At 54.1% G+C, this 18,151-nt stretch carries 17 protein-coding genes; 16 read left to right on the plus strand and 1 reads right to left on the minus strand.

Going from position 1 to position 18,151, the window contains the following annotated elements:
- Positions 1-280: 280 nt before the first annotated feature.
- The gene (locus tag MNU25_RS03215) at positions 281-421 is read right to left on the minus strand and encodes a hypothetical protein (RefSeq protein ID WP_240983751.1); all 141 of its coding nucleotides are present in this window, start codon (positions 419-421) and stop codon (positions 281-283) included.
- A gap of 556 nt (positions 422-977) precedes the next feature.
- Between MNU25_RS03215 and MNU25_RS03220 the strand changes: the two genes are divergently transcribed.
- The 16 genes from MNU25_RS03220 to MNU25_RS03295 all read left to right on the plus strand — a co-directional run bounded on the left by MNU25_RS03220 (position 978) and on the right by MNU25_RS03295 (position 18,131).
- A complete protein-coding gene (locus MNU25_RS03220) occupies positions 978-1,166 on the plus strand; it encodes an indolepyruvate ferredoxin oxidoreductase subunit alpha (RefSeq protein ID WP_047829220.1) in 189 nt (62 codons plus the stop codon).
- Positions 1,167-1,232: 66 nt separating this feature from the next.
- Positions 1,233-2,420: a dissimilatory-type sulfite reductase subunit alpha gene (dsrA, locus tag MNU25_RS03225; RefSeq protein ID WP_240983752.1), complete on the plus strand. Its 1,188-nt coding sequence runs from the start codon at positions 1,233-1,235 to the stop codon at positions 2,418-2,420.
- Positions 2,421-2,449: 29 nt separating this feature from the next.
- Positions 2,450-3,508, plus strand: a complete 1,059-nt coding sequence (gene dsrB, locus MNU25_RS03230; RefSeq protein WP_240983753.1) for a dissimilatory-type sulfite reductase subunit beta — start codon at positions 2,450-2,452, stop codon at positions 3,506-3,508.
- Between the two features lie 165 nt (positions 3,509-3,673).
- Entirely contained in the window at positions 3,674-3,895 is a 222-nt protein-coding gene (locus tag MNU25_RS03235) for a hypothetical protein (protein WP_240983754.1), read from the plus strand.
- A 150-nt stretch (positions 3,896-4,045) separates the two neighbouring features.
- Complete coding sequence (locus MNU25_RS03240; RefSeq protein WP_240983755.1) at positions 4,046-4,579, plus strand: RsbRD N-terminal domain-containing protein; 534 nt, start codon at positions 4,046-4,048, stop codon at positions 4,577-4,579.
- A gap of 25 nt (positions 4,580-4,604) precedes the next feature.
- Complete coding sequence (gene dsrM, locus MNU25_RS03245) at positions 4,605-5,594, plus strand: sulfate reduction electron transfer complex DsrMKJOP subunit DsrM (RefSeq protein ID WP_240983756.1); 990 nt, start codon at positions 4,605-4,607, stop codon at positions 5,592-5,594.
- A gap of 7 nt (positions 5,595-5,601) precedes the next feature.
- Positions 5,602-7,212: a sulfate reduction electron transfer complex DsrMKJOP subunit DsrK gene (gene dsrK / locus MNU25_RS03250; protein ID WP_240983757.1), complete on the plus strand. Its 1,611-nt coding sequence runs from the start codon at positions 5,602-5,604 to the stop codon at positions 7,210-7,212.
- Positions 7,209-7,604 carry a sulfate reduction electron transfer complex DsrMKJOP subunit DsrJ gene (gene dsrJ / locus MNU25_RS03255; protein ID WP_240983758.1) on the plus strand — a complete coding sequence of 132 codons (396 nt, stop codon included), beginning with the start codon at positions 7,209-7,211 and terminating at the stop codon, positions 7,602-7,604. Before dsrK ends, dsrJ begins: the two co-directional genes overlap by 4 nt.
- Positions 7,601-8,422: a sulfate reduction electron transfer complex DsrMKJOP subunit DsrO gene (gene dsrO, locus MNU25_RS03260; protein WP_240983759.1), complete on the plus strand. Its 822-nt coding sequence runs from the start codon at positions 7,601-7,603 to the stop codon at positions 8,420-8,422. Before dsrJ ends, dsrO begins: the two co-directional genes overlap by 4 nt.
- Entirely contained in the window at positions 8,415-9,569 is a 1,155-nt protein-coding gene (dsrP, locus tag MNU25_RS03265) for a sulfate reduction electron transfer complex DsrMKJOP subunit DsrP (RefSeq protein WP_240983760.1), read from the plus strand. The genes dsrO and dsrP overlap by 8 nt, the downstream gene beginning before the upstream one ends.
- Positions 9,570-9,768: 199 nt before the next feature.
- Positions 9,769-10,083 carry a TusE/DsrC/DsvC family sulfur relay protein gene (locus MNU25_RS03270; protein WP_240983761.1) on the plus strand — a complete coding sequence of 105 codons (315 nt, stop codon included), beginning with the start codon at positions 9,769-9,771 and terminating at the stop codon, positions 10,081-10,083.
- 118 nt (positions 10,084-10,201) lie between these two features.
- Positions 10,202-11,827: a cobyrinic acid a,c-diamide synthase CobB gene (locus MNU25_RS03275; RefSeq protein WP_240983762.1), complete on the plus strand. Its 1,626-nt coding sequence runs from the start codon at positions 10,202-10,204 to the stop codon at positions 11,825-11,827.
- Between the two features lie 156 nt (positions 11,828-11,983).
- Positions 11,984-12,940, plus strand: coding sequence for a LysR family transcriptional regulator (locus MNU25_RS03280; protein WP_240983763.1), 957 nt, complete (start codon positions 11,984-11,986; stop codon positions 12,938-12,940).
- 34 nt (positions 12,941-12,974) lie between these two features.
- Positions 12,975-13,829 (plus strand): nitrilase-related carbon-nitrogen hydrolase, encoded by an 855-nt coding sequence (locus MNU25_RS03285; RefSeq protein ID WP_240983764.1) that lies wholly within the window; start codon positions 12,975-12,977, stop codon positions 13,827-13,829.
- A gap of 190 nt (positions 13,830-14,019) precedes the next feature.
- A complete protein-coding gene (nrdR, locus tag MNU25_RS03290; protein WP_240983765.1) occupies positions 14,020-14,487 on the plus strand; it encodes a transcriptional regulator NrdR in 468 nt (155 codons plus the stop codon).
- A 47-nt stretch (positions 14,488-14,534) separates the two neighbouring features.
- Positions 14,535-18,131, plus strand: coding sequence for a TSCPD domain-containing protein (locus MNU25_RS03295; RefSeq protein ID WP_240983766.1), 3,597 nt, complete (start codon positions 14,535-14,537; stop codon positions 18,129-18,131).
- The last annotated feature ends 20 nt before the right edge of the window (positions 18,132-18,151 follow it).

Here is an 18,151-nt window from a genome sequence, read left to right on the forward strand (position 1 = left end):
CTTCTTTGTACAGGACTAACCATTTTACGGGACTAACCATTTTACGGGACTAACCTTCGTACGGGACTAACCTTTGTCTGGGTGTATGGGATTAACCTCTTTGTACGGGATTAGCTTCTTTCTGTGGGACTAGCTCCTTTGTATGGGATTCGCTTCTTTGTATAAGTTAACTGTTTGTTCCGGAAAGGACTGTTTTTCCCAGAAGGAGACGTCTGTCCCAGAAAGAAGTTTTTCCCAGAAAGAAGCTTTTCCCAGGAAAGAGTCGTTTTCCCGGGAGAAACTACTTTTTGCCCTGTAAGGCTTCGTCTTTGCTCAGCCCGTGATTGTCACGGGAATCCATGCTGGCGCTGCCGGTCGGGTTTAGGGGAGTTGGCCTGGGGTCAGGGTTGGCCGGGCGTCCCGGCATTTTTTTCTTGGGCAAAATTGAACCCTCCTTTCAGGATTTACCTATCCTAGTTTGTCCGAAGGATGGGAGATTTATCGGATAGCGCGGACAGTGATGGCCGGCGGAAACTCGCGGGACGGAGATTCACGAGTCTTTGATTCCAAATTCATGACAATGATATAGGTTTGAACCAAATGGTACATGATAGTTTTTTGTTATTGCCGCAATCAGAAAACAGAATTTGACATGGCTTAAAAACTGGCTTAGTCTTTAAGGTAGGGCGACAGTTTATGATAAGTATAATAATAAGTGGGTGGAGGTGTAGAATACCCGTCGTTGTGAACTGATTCACCAAGTGTCCGGAGTTTTCAAAACCATGAAAATTCGCAGTCCACACGCTTGCTCTTGTCCGCTTGCACACGTGTGTACAGGTTCAATCAAAATATCTTGTTATAGAAATTAAAACTATTTATTTTACAGCAAGACTGGGAGGAGGTTTAATAGAGGTAAACAAAGTGCTTATTCGCACAAGAGCAAGCAAAGTTTCTGTAAGCCTCTGAATCGAATCGGAGCCAGATGGGAGGTAAGGGAAATGTACATCGTGTCGATTGATGAGGAAGTGTGCACAGGGTGCAACTCTTGTACGGAGGGTTGTCCCGCGCGTATTCTCGGATTCAATGGAGAAAAGGCTTTCGTTGAAGGCGACGAAACGGAGTGCATGGGTTGCGAAAGTTGTATATCCGTTTGCCCAAGCGGAGCGGTTTCTATCACAGAAATGTAGGGACCGTCGAGTTTTATACTATCCAATAATTTTATCCAAAAATTTTAATGAATAGGGGGTCGTGTTATGCCGGATAAAAAGACACCAAAACTGGACGAGCTGGAACATGGACCGTGGCCCAGTTTCGTGACCGAAATAAAGAAGGCGGCCATCCGGAATGAGTCGGCGAAAGACTTGCTGAATCTGCTGGAGCGCTCTTATGATGACAAGAGGGGTCACTGGAAACATGGCGGGATCGTGGGTGTCAGAGGGTACGGCGGCGGAGTTATCGGCCGTTACACGGATCTTCCGGAAGAGTATCCTCACGTGGCCGAGTTTCACACCATGCGGATTAACGCGCCCAGTGCTTGGTTTTACAAGACGGAAACTTTGCGTACCCTTTGCGATATTTGGGAGAAGCATGGCAGCGGCTTGACTAATGTCCATGGTTCGACCGGAGACCTGATTTTCCTCGGCATGAAGACGGAAGAATTGCAGAAGACCTATGACGAACTGAGCGACGCCGGGTTCGATTTGGGCGGATCGGGGTCCTGCTTGCGTTCCCCAAGCTGCTGCGTCGGGCCGGCCCGTTGCGAATCGGCCTGCTACGATACGCTTGCTTTGTGCTATGATTTGACAAATTCATACCAGGACGAACTGCACCGGCCGATGTGGCCCTATAAATTCAAGTTCAAAATGTCCGGTTGCGCCAATGACTGTGTGGCCGCTATCGCTCGTGCCGACTGCTCCATCATTGGAACTTGGCGCGATTCGATTCAAGTCGATCAGGATCAGGTCAAGGCCTATGCGGAGAGCGGCCTGGATATCCAGGGGATGGTTTGTGACAAATGTCCGACTCGCGCTTTGAAATATGACCACGAGAAGAAAGAGCTCCATGTCATCGCGGAGGATTGCTCGCGCTGCATGCACTGCATCAATGTCATGCCGAAAGCCGTCCGACCCGGCAAAGAGAAAGGGGCGACCATTCTTTTGGGCGGGAAATCCACTATCGTCCAGTCCGCCTTTCTGTCTTGGGTCATCGTTCCTTTCATGAAAATGGAGCCTCCTTATACCGAGTTCAAAGAGATGGTTGCCAGGATCTGGGATTGGTGGGATGAGAACGGCAAGACCCGTGAACGCTTGGGTGAGCTCATCTATCGCTTAGGTATGACCAAGTTCCTGCGTGAAGTAGGGTTGCCGCCCGTGCCGCAGATGGTGTTCAGACCGCGTGCTAATCCTTATGTCTTCTGGCCGCAAGATGAAATTGTTAAATAAGGTTAAGAAAAAAGGCGAGGTGAAGGACTATGTCAAAAATTGATGGTGGGCCGCCCGATTATAAAAAATTGCTGCCGCCGATTATTACGGAAAATTATGGTCAATGGAAATACCACGAAATTCCCCGCGCCGGAGTTTTGAAACATGTCAGTGAAAAGGGATATGCCCTGTACAGTGTACGGGTAGGTTCGCCCCGCTTAGTCAGTATTGACTATATCCGGGATATCTGCGCCCTGGCAGACAGCTACTGTGACGGCTATCTGCGCTTTACCAGCCGCAACAATGTTGAGTTTCTGGTCAGCGACGAAGCTAAAGTCGAGCCGTTAATCAAGGAACTGGAAGCGAAAGGATATCCGATCGGCGGCGTGGGCAACGCCCTGAGCAATATTGTTCATACCCAGGGTTGGGTCCATTGCCATACGCCCGCCACCGACGCTTCGGGAATTGTTAAGGCGGTTATGGATGATCTCTATGAATATTTCGGTCGGACAGACCTTCCGGCGAAACTGAAAGTCGCCATGGCCTGCTGCCTCAACATGTGCGGTGCGGTTCACTGCAGCGATGTGGCCATTCTGGGTGTACACCGTACTCCTCCCCGGGTTGACCACGAAAAGATCCGGAAAGGCACGGAGATTCCGACCTTGGTTGCAGCCTGCCCGACGGGCGCGATTCGCCCCGACCCGAAGAACAAGAGCGTCGTGGTTAACGAAGAGAGATGTATGTATTGCGGCAACTGCTATACGATGTCTCCCGCTATGGAGATTCTTGATGCCAAGAATGACGGTATTGCCATTCTGGTTGGAGGGAAGGTCTCCAACGCCCGTACCGCTCCCAGCTTTTCACGCCTGGTTATTCCCTTCTTGCCCAACAATCCGCCCCGTTGGCCGGAGGTTACGGCTGCGGTTCGCCATATTGTCGAAACCTGGCTGAACAACGCCCGCAAAGGTGAAAGGGTTGGCGAATGGATTGAACGCATCGGGTGGGAGAGATTCTTCAGCTTGACGGAAATTCCGTTCACAGACAAACACATTGACGACTTCATCTTCTCCAGAGAGACGTTCCGCACGACGGCTGCTTTCAAATACTAGATCCGGGGCAGAATGCCCTGGGCTGCGCACAAGCCCACCCGACTGAAGCGGGCGGGGGTGACGCACGGTTGTCAGGCTCAGATGTGAGGACAAGGATCCGGTACGGGACAGTGGGCGTGGGTTGAGGCCCAGCGCCCGTGTTTAAAAGAAAGGGGTGTAAACCCTATGGAAAAAGGACCGGCCAACCCTGAAGTAAAGGAAAAAGTTCTGGCCTATCTGGACACAGTCGAGAAAGCGAAGAGCAAGGAAATCGCTGCCAAAATCGGCGTGCCCAAAGGAGATGTTGACCTGGCGGTCAAGGAACTGGCCATGGAAGACAAGGTGGAATATCTCTATATTACGACGACATTCGTAGCCCTGAAAGGAAAAGTCAAGCCTCCCCAGTAATGTTAGGCTCTTTCAGCAGCTCAGGCGCGATCCCGCTTGGACGGGAGCGTGCCTGAGCCCGGCGACCCAAACCGGAAAAGTGAGGGTGGGTGCGGTCACTCCCGGTCTCCGGTTGCAGGTTTCAAATTCCACGGTAGAGGGGTGCTGAAGGTGGCTATCGAAAGTATTGGCGCAATCCTTGATAAGAAATCACCTGAACTGCTCAAGAAGTGGCTTGACAGCATCGAAGGGTCCTATCCTGCGGGAGCCACCGAGGTCTTGCAGGACGAGGAAGGCCGTTTCCGTAATCCAGCTGTCCATACGATAGCCCACAATGCGGCGGAAATTCTGACGGAGTTGCTGACCGGGTCCAATCCGAATAATTTTGTCAAGCCTCTTGATGGCATAATTCGCCTGCGGGCGGTTCAGGATTTAACTCCTTCCAACGCGGTGGGGTTTATCTTCGGTTTAAAAGAAATTATCCGTTCGGCGCTTCCGGGCGATTGGACCGGAGAATCCGGGCAGAGGGAACTTCGCGAATTGGAAGACCGGATTGACGCTTTGGCCCTTTTAAGTTTCGACATTTACGAAAGCTGTCGCTTACAGATTTTCGAATTGAGAATGAATGAGATGAAAAGAATTTCCGGATTTAACAGGCCTGGCGAACGAGCGGAAGAGAACCGGAAATCAGATCAAAACCAGTAACCCCTAAGGAGAAATGAGGTGTGAGATGAAAATCTGGTCTTCTTTACTGGCTGTAGTGGCGCTGGTTCTCATTGCCTGGCTGGGGACGGGGGTTGCCGGGCTGTATACCGTGTTCGGCGTGGGTATACCCTATTTGGCCTTTCTGATCTTCGCGCTTGGCTTTATCTATCGCATTTTAAAGTGGGGGCGCTCTCCGGTGCCTTTCTGTATTCCCACAACCTGCGGTCAGGAGAAATCCCTGCCTTGGATCAAGCACAATAAGATTGAGAATCCTTCGGGAACGGCCGGAGTCGTGGGAAGGATGATCCTGGAGATACTGTTCTTTCGTTCGCTTTTTCGCAATTTGAAGACAGAAAAAAGAGGAGATAAACTGGGCTTCGGCTCAGCGAAATGGCTGTGGCTGGGTGGGCTCGCTTTCCATTGGTCTATGTTAATCATCCTCCTGAGGCATCTCCGTTTCTTCCTGGATCCCGTCCCTTCACTTGTGCGGGGACTCGACGGCTTGGACAGCTTTCTCCAAATAGGTCTTCCCATCCTTTACATTACAGATATTATAATTGTGGCCGCCTTGCTCTATCTCCTGGCGCGCAGGCTCTTTGTGCCGCAAGTCAGATATATTTCGCTGGCGTCCGACTACTTCCCGTTATTTCTCCTCTTAGGAATAGTCACGTCTGGGATTCTCATGCGCTATTTCCTCAGAGTGGACGTCGTGAGTGTAAAAGAATTGGCACTGGGGCTTGTGACCTTGAGACCGACGGTCCCTACGGATATCGGCAGTATCTTTTTCATTCATGTTTTCTTGGTCAGCAGCCTGTTTGCCTATTTCCCATGGAGTAAATTAATGCACGCGGGGGGGATTTTCCTCAGCCCGACGCGTAACATGGCTAACAACAGCCGAAGGGTCAGGCACATAAATCCGTGGAATTATCCGGTCGACGTCCACTCCTATGCCGAGTATGAGGCCGAGTTTAAGGAGAAGATGAAGAAAGCCGGAGTTCCAGTGGAAACGGAGTGAAAGAGTTATGGCGAAACTACCGAAGCAGGATGAGTTATTACAAATCAGCTACAAGCCTCCTAAAACGCCGTGGATGGATTTGCCGGTAGATTTTAAGCCTGGAACTTACTGCCATGGCGCCAAGGGTAAGGATCTCCAAGCCGTGGGGTTTCCTAATGCCCGCGATTGGTCTCCCGGCGAGGAAGACTGGAAACTGCCTGAGGAGTGGAAGGATACGGTCTTGGCGGGGATGGCGGATCGTCTGGGCAAATACCGGTCGTTCCGGCTCTTCATGGATGTGTGTGTCCGTTGCGGAGCCTGTGCTGACAAGTGCCATTTCTACATGGGTTCGGGCGACCCGAAGAATATGCCGGTTTTGCGGGCTGAACTTATGCGTTCTGTTTACCGGCGGTACTTTACCAAGTCGGGGCAGCTCTTCGGCCGTTTAGCGGGAGCGCGGGATTTGACGGTTGATGTGCTGAAGGAGTGGTGGTACTACTTTTATCAATGCACTGAATGCCGCCGCTGTTCCGTATTTTGCCCCTATGGTATTGACCAGGCTGAGATCACGATTATGGGGCGGGAACTGCTCAATCTCCTGGGGCTCAATACGGAGTGGATTTCGGGGCCGGTGGCCAACTGCTATATGAAAGGGAATCATGTCGGACTCGAACCCCATACCATGGTGAGCAATATAGAGTATTTAGTGGACGATATCGAGACGCTGACGGGTATTCATATTACCCCTTCGTTCAACCGTAAAGGGGCCGAAATACTCTTTGTGGTGCCGTCGGGTGATTATTACGCGGACCCGGGAATGTATACCTGCATGGGTTATTTGATGTTATTTGAGGAATTGGGTTTGGATTATACCTGGAGTACCTACGCCGGCGAAGGAGGAAACTTCGGCTTCTTCACTTCGAATGAGATGGCCAAACGACTCAATGCCAAGATCTATGCCGAGGCGAAACGCCTGGGGGTCAAATGGATTTTAGGCGGTGAATGCGGTCACATGTGGCGGGTATTGAACCAGTATATGGACACCTGGAACGGTCCGGCGGATTTTTTGGAGGAGCCGGTTTCGCCGATTACGGGGACAAAGTTCACAAATGCGACTTCCACGAAGATGGTGCACATCGCCGAGTTTACGGCGGACCTCATTCACCACAATAAAATCAAGCTGGATCCCAGCCGGAATGACAACTTGAGGGTGACCTTCCATGACTCCTGCAATCCGGCCAGAGGCATGGGCATTCTGGAAGAACCGCGCTATATTATCAAGAACGTCTGCAATAATTTCTTTGAGATGCCGGAGGATACCATCCGGGAAAAAACCCTCTGCTGTGGCAGCGGCGCGGGGCTCAATCCGGGGGAAAACATGGAAGTGCGGCTGCGCGGGGGATTCCCGCGGGCCAACGCCGTCAAGTATGTTCAGGAAAAGCACGGGGTCAACATGTTGGCAAATATTTGCGCAGTTGACCGGGTGGCTCTGCCGACACTGATGGATTACTGGGTGCCGGGCGTGGGCGTGTGCGGTGTCCATGAACTCGTGGGGAATGCCTTGGTGATGAAAGGCGAAAAGAAACGCGAAACCGACATGCGCGGTGAGCCGCTGCCGGAAAGGAGTGCTGAGGCATGATTTACGGTGGGAAGAAAATATTTGCCGGGCTCTTCATCTTTGTCGTCCTGCTGATTTCCCCCTTTCTGGCTAATATCGGCAAAGCGGATGCCCAGCCGAATCCATCCTTGAACACGCCGGCCATTAATGCTCTGGCGACTAAACAATGTGTGGGATCACAGCAATTCATGCGGACGTATCACATGCAACTGCTCAACCAATGGCGTGATCAAGCTCTGCGCCACGGCGAGTACACCTATGTGAACAGCCAAGGGCAGAAGTTCACAATCAGCCTGGAGAATACGTGTCTTAAATGCCATTCCAACGAGCAGCAGTTTTGCAATACGTGCCACACCTATGTCGGGGTAACACCGTATTGTTGGGAGTGCCATCAGAAAGGAGCGACGCAATGAAGATCGAACGGCGTGAATTCCTAAAGCTGGGCGCTGCGGTCGCCGTCGGCCTTGGCGGTGGTTTGACGCTGGATGTACTCACGAAGACGAAGCCCGCGGCCGCCGAGACGAGAACTGATGTCGCAGGGACGAGAGTGAGCTCTAAAGCACTGCATGCGAAACGCTGGGCTATGGTGGTTGACGCTAGCAAATTCAAAACTGAGGAGGATTTCCGGCGTGTAAAGGAGGCCTGTGTCAAGGCCCATAACATTCCGGATTTCGGTCCCGATAGTAAGCATCAGATCAAATGGATCTGGGAGGAGCCCTTCGAGAGGACCTTTTACGGTGTGGACGACCCGTATTTGCCGGAAGCGATCAAGAAGGAGAACTTCCCTGTGATGTGCAACCACTGCGAAAATCCGCCCTGCGTCAGGGTGTGCCCGACTCAGGCGACGTTTAAACGGCCGGACGGAATTGTGGGGATGGATTACCATCGCTGTATCGGTTGTCGGTTCTGCATGGCAGCCTGCCCTTTCGGGGCCAGGAGTTTCAACTTCGTGGATCCGAGGCCTTATATTAAGGATATAAATCCGGACTTCCCGACCCGTACCAAAGGAGTTGTGGAGAAATGCAACTTCTGCATGGAACGCCTGGATCAGGGCCTGATGCCGGTCTGTGTTGAAGCGTCGAACGGCGCTCTGGTTTTCGGCGACCTGGATGACCCGACGTCGGATGTGCGCAAGATCCTGGATACTCATTACGCCATTCGGCGCAAACCGGAGCTGGGGACGGGGCCGTCGGTGTTCTATCTGGTCGGAGGAGGCGGAGCCGGTGCTTGAAAAAGCTTTAAGCGGAAGCAGACGTTACTGGGCTTGGATTGTCTTCTTGCTGCTGCTCATCCTGGTTGGTTTTCTGGCTTACATGCGGCAGTTCGAGATTGGCCTGGGCGTTACCGGAATGAGCAGGGATGTATCCTGGGGGCTGTATATAGCTCAGTTCACCTTCTTGGTCGGGGTGGCCGCTTCCGCGGTGATGGTGGCGATTCCGTACTACTTGCATGACTACAAGAGGTTTAAAGACATCGTCATTTATGGTGAATTCCTGGCGGTTTCCTGTGTGGTTATGTGTATTCTCTTCATCTTCGTCGACTTAGGCCAGCCGATGCGGATCATGAACGTCATCCTGCACCCGACGCCGCACTCCATGATGTTTTGGGATATGTGCGTCTTATTCGGGTATCTTCTGCTGAACTTCATCATCGGTTGGACGAGTTTAGGCGCGGAGCGCAAGGGTTTTCCCCATCCGCACTGGGTTAAGGTTCTGGCCTATATAGCTATCCCCTGGGCGGTCTCGATTCACACGGTCACCGCTTTCCTCTATTCCGGCTTGCCCGCGCGTTCCTTCTGGCTGAGCGCGATCATGGCGGCCCGTTTCCTGGCCTCAGCCTTTGCCGCAGGCCCGGCCCTCTTAGTGATTTTTCTGCTGATTCTGCGCAAAGTCTCCAGCTTTAAAGTGGGGAAGGAAGCTCTGCAAGCCCTGGCTAAGATTGTCGCTTATGCCATGATTGCGAATGTCTTCTTCTTCCTGCTGGAAGTGTTCACCGCTTTCTACAGCCGTATCCCTGAGGACATGGCCGCATTTCAATACCTCTTCTGGGGACTGGACGGAAAACACAGCTTAGTTCCTTTCATGTGGAGTGCGGCGGTCCTGGCCCTGCTGGGCATCGCTTTGCTGGTAATTCCGCGCACCCGGAAGAATGAAGTGATCTTGCCCTTTGCCATGGCGGCTGTCTACCTTGCCGCCTGGATCGATAAAGGTGTGAATCTCATTCTGGCAGGTTTTGTGCCCAATCCTTTCGGGCAAGTGATACAATACGCTCCCACTGCTACCGAGATCATGATCGTAATCGGTGTTTATGCCATCGGTCTCTTGATCTTGACTGTCCTCTACAAAGTGGTGCTGGGGGTTCGGGAAGAGCGAGCTTAGCGGGGGAGAGCGGGCACTTATCCGGGGCTTGCCGCTTTGGCTGGCTGGTGCGGATGGCCGCTGAAAAGGATGCAACGGTGAAAGCGAGCGACCATGAAGGGGGGTGATTCGCAGGACGCAAGCAGGCTTCTGACTAAACTTTTGCCTTGATTCTCTGGAATTAGGCGCTGAATTTATTAAGCTCAAAGGAGGAAGAAAAATGGCGGAAATAGTTGTAGGAGACAGGCACATTCCCTTGGACGAAGACGGCTTTCTGGAAGACGCGTCCATGTGGGACGAAGAGGTGGCCAACTTCCTGGCCAAGACGGAGGAGGTCGAGCTCACAGAGGAGCATTGGGAGATCATCAAATATCTGCGCAAGTATTTCGATGATTTCAATGTCGCGCCTCCGGTGCGGAGGATGGTGAAGGATGTTCACCGCGACCTGCAAACGATTTATGCCCTGTTCCCCAGCGGCCCAGGAAAGGGAGCTTGCAAAATCGCAGGGCTGCCGAAACCGACCGGATGTGTTTGATGTATCGCCCGGTGCGCCTGATTGACCGGATGTAGGCTGGGAGGGAGCAAGGAAGCGCCCTGAGGGCGCTTCCTTGCTCAAGAGCTTGAGCAAAGCGCAGAGTCAAGGAGGGAGCCGGATGTCGACAGCGACGAGAAGAGAGCTTGGCAAGGCGGAGGCTGATTGCCCGGGTATCATGACGACCCCCTCGGGGTGTAAAGCGCCGCTCCCCCCCAGCGAAGCGGGCACCTCGGGCCCTGACGCAGCTGCACGTCCGGGTTTGGGCATACCCCGCTTGCTGGTCGGTGCTCTGCAAGGCCGGAGCGGCAAGACGACCGTTACCCTGGGCCTATTGCGCGCCTGGCAGCGTCGCGGTTTGGTTGTGCAGCCCTTCAAGAAAGGCCCGGATTTTATTGACCCGGGTTGGCACACGGCTGCCGCCGGCCGTCAATGTCGGAACCTGGACAGTTTCCTGATGAGCGCGGAGAGTATCGTCAATTCCCTGGTGAGAAATTCCGCAGGGGCGGACCTGTGCGTCATTGAAGGGGCGATGGGGCTCTTTGACGGGCTCGATCTCAGAGGGAGCAGCTCCAGTGCCGAGATTGCCAAGATTACCGCGAGCCCCGTTATATTGGTGGTGGACTCGACCCGCATGACGCGGAGCGCCGCGGCCTTGGTGCTGGGGTGCCAGCACTTTGACAGCGAGATTCGGATAGCCGGGGTAATTCTGAATAGAGTAGCCAGAGCGCGACAGGAAAAGGTTATGCGGGAAGCGATAGAAACGTACTGCTCAATTCCCGTGTTGGGGGCGTTGCCGAAGGATGAACGGTTGACCGTTCCCGACCGCCACCTGGGTTTGATTACTTGCCAAGAGAGCGGCGGGCCGGAGCAAGTGTTGGACAGGCTGGCGGACGCGGTTGCCGCGAATGTCGATTTGGCAGGGGTGCTTGCCCTGGCGGGTTCGGATGGAAGAGAAAGGACTTGCAGACGGGATCTTTCCGTAGAAGTGCACCCGAAGGCCGAAACGGCGCCTGGCTGGGGAGCGGTTGAGGCGGCGGCAAAGAAGGGCCCCGCGGCCGCAGTGGTGACCCTTGGCATAGTTCGCGACCAAGCGTTCAGTTTCTATTATCCGGAGAATCTTGAGGCGCTCAGCAGCATGGGAGCGCGTTTGGTCCCCGTTAACAGCCTGACGGATGCCGAGTTGCCGGATATCCTGGACGGGCTGTATATCGGCGGGGGGTTCCCCGAGGTTTTCGCCGCCGAGCTGGAGCGCAATGTTTCCTTGCGCTCGGCTATTCGCAAGGCTGCAGCGACCATGCCTATCTATGCCGAGTGCGGGGGGCTCATGTATCTGGGCCGGAGTGTTGTGACCGCAAGCGGCAGATATGAAATGGCGGGTGTCTTACCGGTGGACACTGTCATGGAGGGCAAACCCCAAGGACATGGCTATACAGTGATGAAGGTTTCCCCTGGCTGCCCCTGGTTTGAAGAAGGAGAGTTGCTGCGGGGGCATGAGTTTCATAATTCCCGTATTGTCAATTTGCCTCGTGAGTGCCGCTGGGGTTTAAAAGTGGAACGGGGACACGGCATAGACGGTGAGCGTGACGGATTGATGAGGGGTAGGGTCTTCGCGGCTTACAACCATATTCACGCTCTGGACAATCCCTCATGGGCCGAGAGTTTTGTGCGCCTGGCCCAAGAGTATCGCAGGGAGAATCGGGCAGGTCTGAAGGCCGGGAAAGTGGAATCGGTTTGCGCATCTTGAAGATCGCCTGTTTATAACTTTTATTCGTGGTATAATAACTGTTATAGAGTGTCCGCCGCGGTGGCCCGGTGCTTCGGGAAACGGCGGAAAGGCGTGGATGCGGGCGTGCTCTGGCGTCTGCATTTGTTTGCGTCCAGTTAAAAGGAGGCTTTCCGGATGTGTGAGCAGCAGTTTCTCGTCTTCAAAACAGTGGCCGAGAGCAAGAACATTACGCTGGCGGCTAAGAAGTTGCATATGAGTCAGCCGAGCATCAGCCTGCAAATTCAGAATTTGGAAGATCATTATGGGGCGCGGCTTTTGGACCGTACCAACAAAGGAGTCACGTTAACCCGGGCCGGACACGTCTTCTACGACAATGTCTGCAAGATCCTGGACATGCTGCATGAAGCACGTGAGCAGGTCAACGCCTTAGGTGAAGACAAACGCAGCGAGGTTTATCTGGGAGCGACTCTGACGATCGGTGAATATGTGCTGCCCCATCTTTTGGCATATTTGTACCGGGTGCGTCCCGACATCGACTTCAAGGTAAAAATAGCCAATACAGAAGTGATTAGCCAGGACGTATTGGAAAAGAATATTCACATCGGGTTTATTGAGGGTCCGATCCCTCCCAACAGGGACCTGAAAGTTGAAAGTTTCTGGCAGGATGAACTGGTGGTTGTGGTTCCGTATCACCACCCCTGGGCGCAACGTGATTCCATTAGCCTGGCGGAACTGCCGCAGGAGCGCATGATCGTCAGGGAGGTAGGCTCCGGAACACGCAAGGTCATGGAACTGGCACTTGAGGAACAGGGGTTTGACCCGAGCCTGCTCAACATCACGATGGAGTTGGGCAGTACTCAGGCCATTAAGCAAGTTGTCTCCGCCGGTCTGGGCATGACGGTTCTCTCCGCCCTCACCGTACGGCGGGAATGCGACCAAAGGGTATTTAAGGCTTTGCGCATCCAGGATGCTCCGGTTTATCGGCCCTTAAATATTCTGACGCACGCCCAAACGGCGCAGACGAAAGATGAGCGTTACCTAATCGACCTGGTGCACAATAGGAAGCTGCTGTCTGAGGTGATCAGCATGGACTACTGTGCTATGGATAGCTTCGGGGTGGTTTCAGGTTAGGCGAGCATTAAAAAAACGGATCGGGTGGTAAGGGGTGCAGGATCTGGAGGTAGCTTTGGTGCAATTCCGGGCTGAAGCGGAGCGGACTCAGAAGAATCTGGAACGCATTCTCAGGCTGGCGGAAGAAGGGGCCGGGCATGGGGCCAAGATGATCTGCTATCCGGAGATGGCGCTTCAGGGGTACGCACCTGAGACGGCGCAAGCATACGCGGAAAAGCTAGAAGGGGACAAAGTCCGCCTGATCTCAGAGCAGGCCGTCAAATTGGGGGTGACTCTGCTGGTAGGCATGGCGGAGAAGGCGGAGGGCGTAGAGAAGCCCTATCTCTCGCAGTTAATCGCTTTCCCGGACGGCAGAGTCGGGGTATATCGCAAGACGCACTTGGGGCGGCTGGAACGCATGTATTTTACCGCCGGGAATGAACTGCCGGTATTTGAAGGAGAAGGGGTACGCTTTGCCGTAGGGATTTGTTGGGATTGGCATTTCCCGGAAGTCGCGGCGATTTATTCACTCAAGGGAGCGGAAGTTCTCTTTGCACCCCATGCTTCCCCTGTCGTGTCCGGTGATCGCAAATCGATCTGGTTGCGCTACTTGGGTGCCAGGGCCTATGATAATTCGGTTTACCTGGCGGCGTGCAACCTAAAGGGGGACGATGGGAGGGGCCGAAGGTTCAGCGGGGGGGCACTGGTACTCGGCCCCAAGGGGGACGTTTGCGCTGAGGATTCAGGCCATGAGATGGGTGCGGAGATTGTCTACGCCCATCTCGGAGCCGGACGGCTCAACGCCTTGCGCAAGCATAGTCGGACTTCGATGAGAGAGAGCTTTTTTCTTGCCGATCGGCGCAAGGAACTTTACCGAGAATTAATCGAACTGGAAGTACCGGATGATTGAAGGCGGGCGCCGCTTTCAATCATTTTTCTTTTATCCGGTAATTTTTAGTATTTCTCAGCAAGAGTGAGCGAGAGGGACAAAGGTAAAAGCAGGAGCTTAAGGACAGACGTCATCTCGCCTGGGGAAGCTTGACGTACTACATATAGGAAGATAGAATGAAAACCACACTACATATGGGGGTGTAACGGCGGTGAAATGCCCATTCTGCGCGAACGAGGATACTAGGGTCTTAGATTCGCGTCAAGTCGAGGAAGGCACCGCGGTGCGGCGACGAAGGGAATGTGACCGCTGCTCGCGGCGTTTTACGACCTACGAGAAATATGAAGACGCCCCTTTCTTGGTGGTCAAAAAAGATGGCAGCAGGGAACCTTTCCTGCGTGCCAAGATGAGTGCGGGCATGTTACGGGCCTGTAACAAAAGGCCTATCTCGACCGAGCAGATCGAACAGGCCGCCTTCGAGATTGAAAAAAGTTTGCGTAACCAACATGAACGGGAAGTGAGAAGTTTTGAGGTAGGGGAGGCCGTCTTGGACAGGCTTTTTCACTTGGATGAGGTTGCCTACATCCGTTTCGCTTCCGTCTATCGGGAATTTAAGGATGTCCAGCGGTTTATGGAGGAGCTCGATGATTTGAGGCAGCGACGCGCCTCTCATCCTTAGAGCAGGAACGACATCAGCAATAAGATTGAGAAAGTCGGGGGATTCGCGTGAATTTTGACGGAAACGTGCCGAAGGGCTGGTCCAAAGCCAGCTTAAGTGACAATGCCCGGGTAATTCTGGCTAAACGCTACCTTAAACAGGAGGAGGGTCGAGTCGCAGAAACGGCGGAAGACATGTTCTACCGGGTCGCCAGTGTGATTGCCGCCAGCGAGGAGAGGTTCGGCAGGGGGAAAAAGGAAATCGCGGCTCTGACTAAGGACTTCTACGATATTATGGTGAGTCTTGAATTCATGCCCAATTCTCCGACCTTAATGAATGCGGGGCGCGATCTGGGACAACTAAGCGCTTGCTTTGTGCTGCCGGTCGAAGACAGCATGGAGGAGATTTTTGACGCTATAAAGAATGCCGCCATCATCCATAAATCCGGCGGCGGCACAGGTTTCAGCTTTTCTCGTCTGCGTCCCAAGAACAGCGCGGTTCGCTCCACGGGCGGAGTGGCCTCCGGGCCGGTGTCTTTTATGAAGGTTTTTAACTCCGCGACGGAAGCGGTCAAACAAGGCGGTACCAGGCGGGGGGCCAACATGGGAATTTTGCGGGTTGACCATCCGGACATTCTCGAATTCATCTCTGCCAAGGAAAATAACAGGGAAATCACCAACTTCAATATATCGGTGGGAATCACCGAGGCTTTCATGGCCGCGGCCGAAGCAGGCCGCGACTACGATCTTGTCGACCCCCATGTGGGTGAGCCTGTCGGCACTCTGCCGGCCCGCGCCGTCTTCGACGAGATTGTGGACCATGCCTGGCGCAACGGGGAGCCGGGGATCGTGTTTCTGGATCGCCTGAACAAAGGAAATCCGACGCCGCAGATCGGGGAGATCGAGGCGACCAATCCGTGTGTTTCCGGGGAGACGTGGGTCCTAACGAACGCGGGGCCGGCCCAGGTCAAGAATATTCTGGGCCAAGAGACTAAACTGGCACTTAACGGTTCGTATTACGGGTCTTCGCCGCAAGGGTTTTTTCCAACCGGGGTCAAACCGGTTATGCTCGTGCGGACCGACAGGGGCTATGCCCTAAGGGTTACGGCCGATCACTTAATACGGGTTGCCAAAGAAGTAACCCGTTACAGAATTGCCGCGGAGTGGAGAGAAGCCGGGAAGTTGCAGCCCGGAGATCAAATCATTCTTTCGGACAACCGGGGAATTCGCTGGCAGGGTAAGGGTTCTTACGATGAGGGCTATGTGCTTGGCCTTCTTCTCGGAGACGGGACTCTTACCGAGGCGGGGGGGATTATTTCCGTCTGGGGAGAAGGGGAAGAGGCCGGGTCCCTCATGGAAGCGGCCGAGAAGGCGGTTGTCGGCTTGCCCCAGCGTTCTGATTTCCGAGGCTTCCAGAAACCGGTTGCCGGACGGGCAGAACATCGCCTGCGCTTGTCTTCTATAAGGGATTTGGCGGCAGAGTATGGAATCTACCCCGGTAACAAGCACATTACGTCTCGGATCGAGGAGACAGGGTACGACTTTCACAGGGGATTTTTGCGCGGGATCTTCGATACGGATGGCACGGTAGTCGGAAATCAGGAGAAAGGTGTCTCGGTCAGATTGTGGCAGAATGACAAGGCAGTTCTTGGAACTGTACAGAGGATGCTGCACCGCTTAGGGATCTGTTGCACAGTCTACGAAAACAGGAAACCGGGAGGTGCTAAGGCACTGCCGAACGGACAAGGAGGATACAAGAATTATGTGGTTCAACCCGGGCACGAGTTGGTGATCTCCGAAGATAATTTGGAAGTATTCTTCCAGACGGTTGGCTTTAGCCAGGTTAAAAAGCAGCAGGCGCTTTTCGAGAAGCTCACTGCCTACCGGCGCAATCTGAATCGGGAGCGATTCCTGGCTAAGGTAACGGGATGCCTACCGTTGGGAGAAGAGCCGGTCTACGATGTTCAGATTCGCGGAGTGCATGCTTTTGATGCCAATGGCATCCACGTGCATAACTGTGGTGAACAGCCCCTTCTTCCCAACGAAGCCTGCAATCTGGGTTCCATCAATCTGAAGCGGATGGTGACGGAGAAGGCCGGCAAGGTGACCGTGGACTGGGAGCGTCTGAGTTATGTCACGCGCTTGGCTGTCCGCTTTCTTGACGACGTCATTGAGGTCAACCAATATCCGCTTCCGATCATTGAAAAAATGGTGAAAGAGAACCGCAAGGTGGGACTCGGGGTCATGGGTTTCGCCGACATGCTCATTTTGCTGCAGACCTCGTATGCATCCGACGATGCCGTCGAATATGCCGGGAAAATTATGAGCTTCATTCAAGAGGAGGCCAGGAAGGAATCGGAGCGGCTGGCAGACGAGCGAGGGGTTTTCCCTAACTACGAGGGTTCTGTCTACGACGGGGTACGCCGCTTGCGCAACGCCACCCTGACGACGATAGCCCCCACGGGGACGATCTCCATGATCTGCGGTGTTTCCAGCGGAGTAGAGCCCCTCTTTGCTGTCGCTTATACTAAGACGGTAATGGACGGAACTCCTCTGGTCGAGGTGAATCCGATCTTTGAGCAATTTGCCAGGGAATACGGTTTTTACTCCCAGGAGATGATGCGGGGAATCGCCGAACGGGGGACCGTCCTTGGTTTGAACGAAGTTCCCGCCTGGGTCCAGGAGGTGTTTATCACCGCTCACGAGATCGCGCCGGAATGGCACATCAAGATCCAGGCGGCCTTTCAAAATTACACGGACAATGCCGTATCCAAAACCATCAATTTCCGGCGGGCGGCGACCCGTGCGGATATCGCCGGGGCTTACCGCCTGGCTTACGCTTTGAATTGCAAGGGTCTTACTGTCTACCGCGACGGCAGCCGGGAAGAGCAGGTTCTGTCAGCCGGTGCAAAACCGAGTGCCGGTTCCGAAGCGGGACACGGACAGACGGGGGTTACAGGCTCACAGGCCCGGGCGGGCGTCACCGGCGAACCGGCCTCGGCTGCTCCGCCTAAGGTTCCCTTCGTTCCGGAGGTAAATACTGTCATGCCGCGTCCCCGTCCGGCCATCACGGTGGGGGTAACGGAAAAGATCAAAATCGGCTGCGGCAACCTCTATGTCAGCGTCAATGCGGATGAGAAAGGCATCTGTGAGGTCTTTACCAACACCGGCCGGGCCGGGGGCTGCTCTTCCCAGTCGGAGGCCACTGCCCGTCTGATTTCGATTGCCTTGCGTTCGGGCATTTCGGTTGACGCCATTACTGAGCAGATCCGGGGAATCCGTTGTCCGGCTTGCATCAGGCGGGAAGGAGTGAATGTTACTTCCTGCCCGGATGCCATAGCCCGCGTGATCAAAAAATATATTGACAACGCGAATGGAAACGGTTTGGCGGGAAACGGACTGCATGAAAGTGGATCTAAGGGGCAAGATCCCGCCGGAAACGCTTCCGGTGTCCCGGGGGTCGGCGGAGATGACCTGAACGGCGTTAACGACCCTTCTCTGAAAATGGTCAACGTCAAAGGCCTAACCAAGGCCGAACGGGCGGTGGTCAAGAAAGCCCGGGCCGGGGTGGCTGTTGACAATGCCTGCCCGGAATGCGGCATGCCGATTAACCACGAAAGCGGCTGTGTGGTCTGTACACACTGCGGTTACAGTAAGTGCGGGTGAGTCTCCCGGGGACGGAGGCA

This window comes from Acididesulfobacillus acetoxydans, from assembly GCF_902729405.1.
GTDB classification, from domain to species: Bacteria; Bacillota; Desulfitobacteriia; order Desulfitobacteriales; family Desulfitobacteriaceae; genus Acididesulfobacillus; species Acididesulfobacillus acetoxydans.

Bases quoted from the DNA above. Each gene is read 5' to 3' on its own strand.
- MNU25_RS03220 (WP_047829220.1), top strand. From the start codon at position 978: ATGTACATCGTGTCGATTGATGAGGAAGTGTGCACAGGGTGCAACTCT.
- dsrA (WP_240983752.1), top strand. From the start codon at position 1,233: ATGCCGGATAAAAAGACACCAAAACTGGACGAGCTGGAACATGGACCG.
- dsrB (WP_240983753.1), top strand. From the start codon at position 2,450: ATGTCAAAAATTGATGGTGGGCCGCCCGATTATAAAAAATTGCTGCCG.
- MNU25_RS03235 (WP_240983754.1), top strand. From the start codon at position 3,674: ATGGAAAAAGGACCGGCCAACCCTGAAGTAAAGGAAAAAGTTCTGGCC.
- dsrM (WP_240983756.1), top strand. From the start codon at position 4,605: ATGAAAATCTGGTCTTCTTTACTGGCTGTAGTGGCGCTGGTTCTCATT.
- dsrK (WP_240983757.1), top strand. From the start codon at position 5,602: ATGGCGAAACTACCGAAGCAGGATGAGTTATTACAAATCAGCTACAAG.
- dsrJ (WP_240983758.1), top strand. From the start codon at position 7,209: ATGATTTACGGTGGGAAGAAAATATTTGCCGGGCTCTTCATCTTTGTC.
- dsrO (WP_240983759.1), top strand. From the start codon at position 7,601: ATGAAGATCGAACGGCGTGAATTCCTAAAGCTGGGCGCTGCGGTCGCC.
- MNU25_RS03270 (WP_240983761.1), top strand. From the start codon at position 9,769: ATGGCGGAAATAGTTGTAGGAGACAGGCACATTCCCTTGGACGAAGAC.
- MNU25_RS03275 (WP_240983762.1), top strand. From the start codon at position 10,202: ATGTCGACAGCGACGAGAAGAGAGCTTGGCAAGGCGGAGGCTGATTGC.
- MNU25_RS03280 (WP_240983763.1), top strand. From the start codon at position 11,984: ATGTGTGAGCAGCAGTTTCTCGTCTTCAAAACAGTGGCCGAGAGCAAG.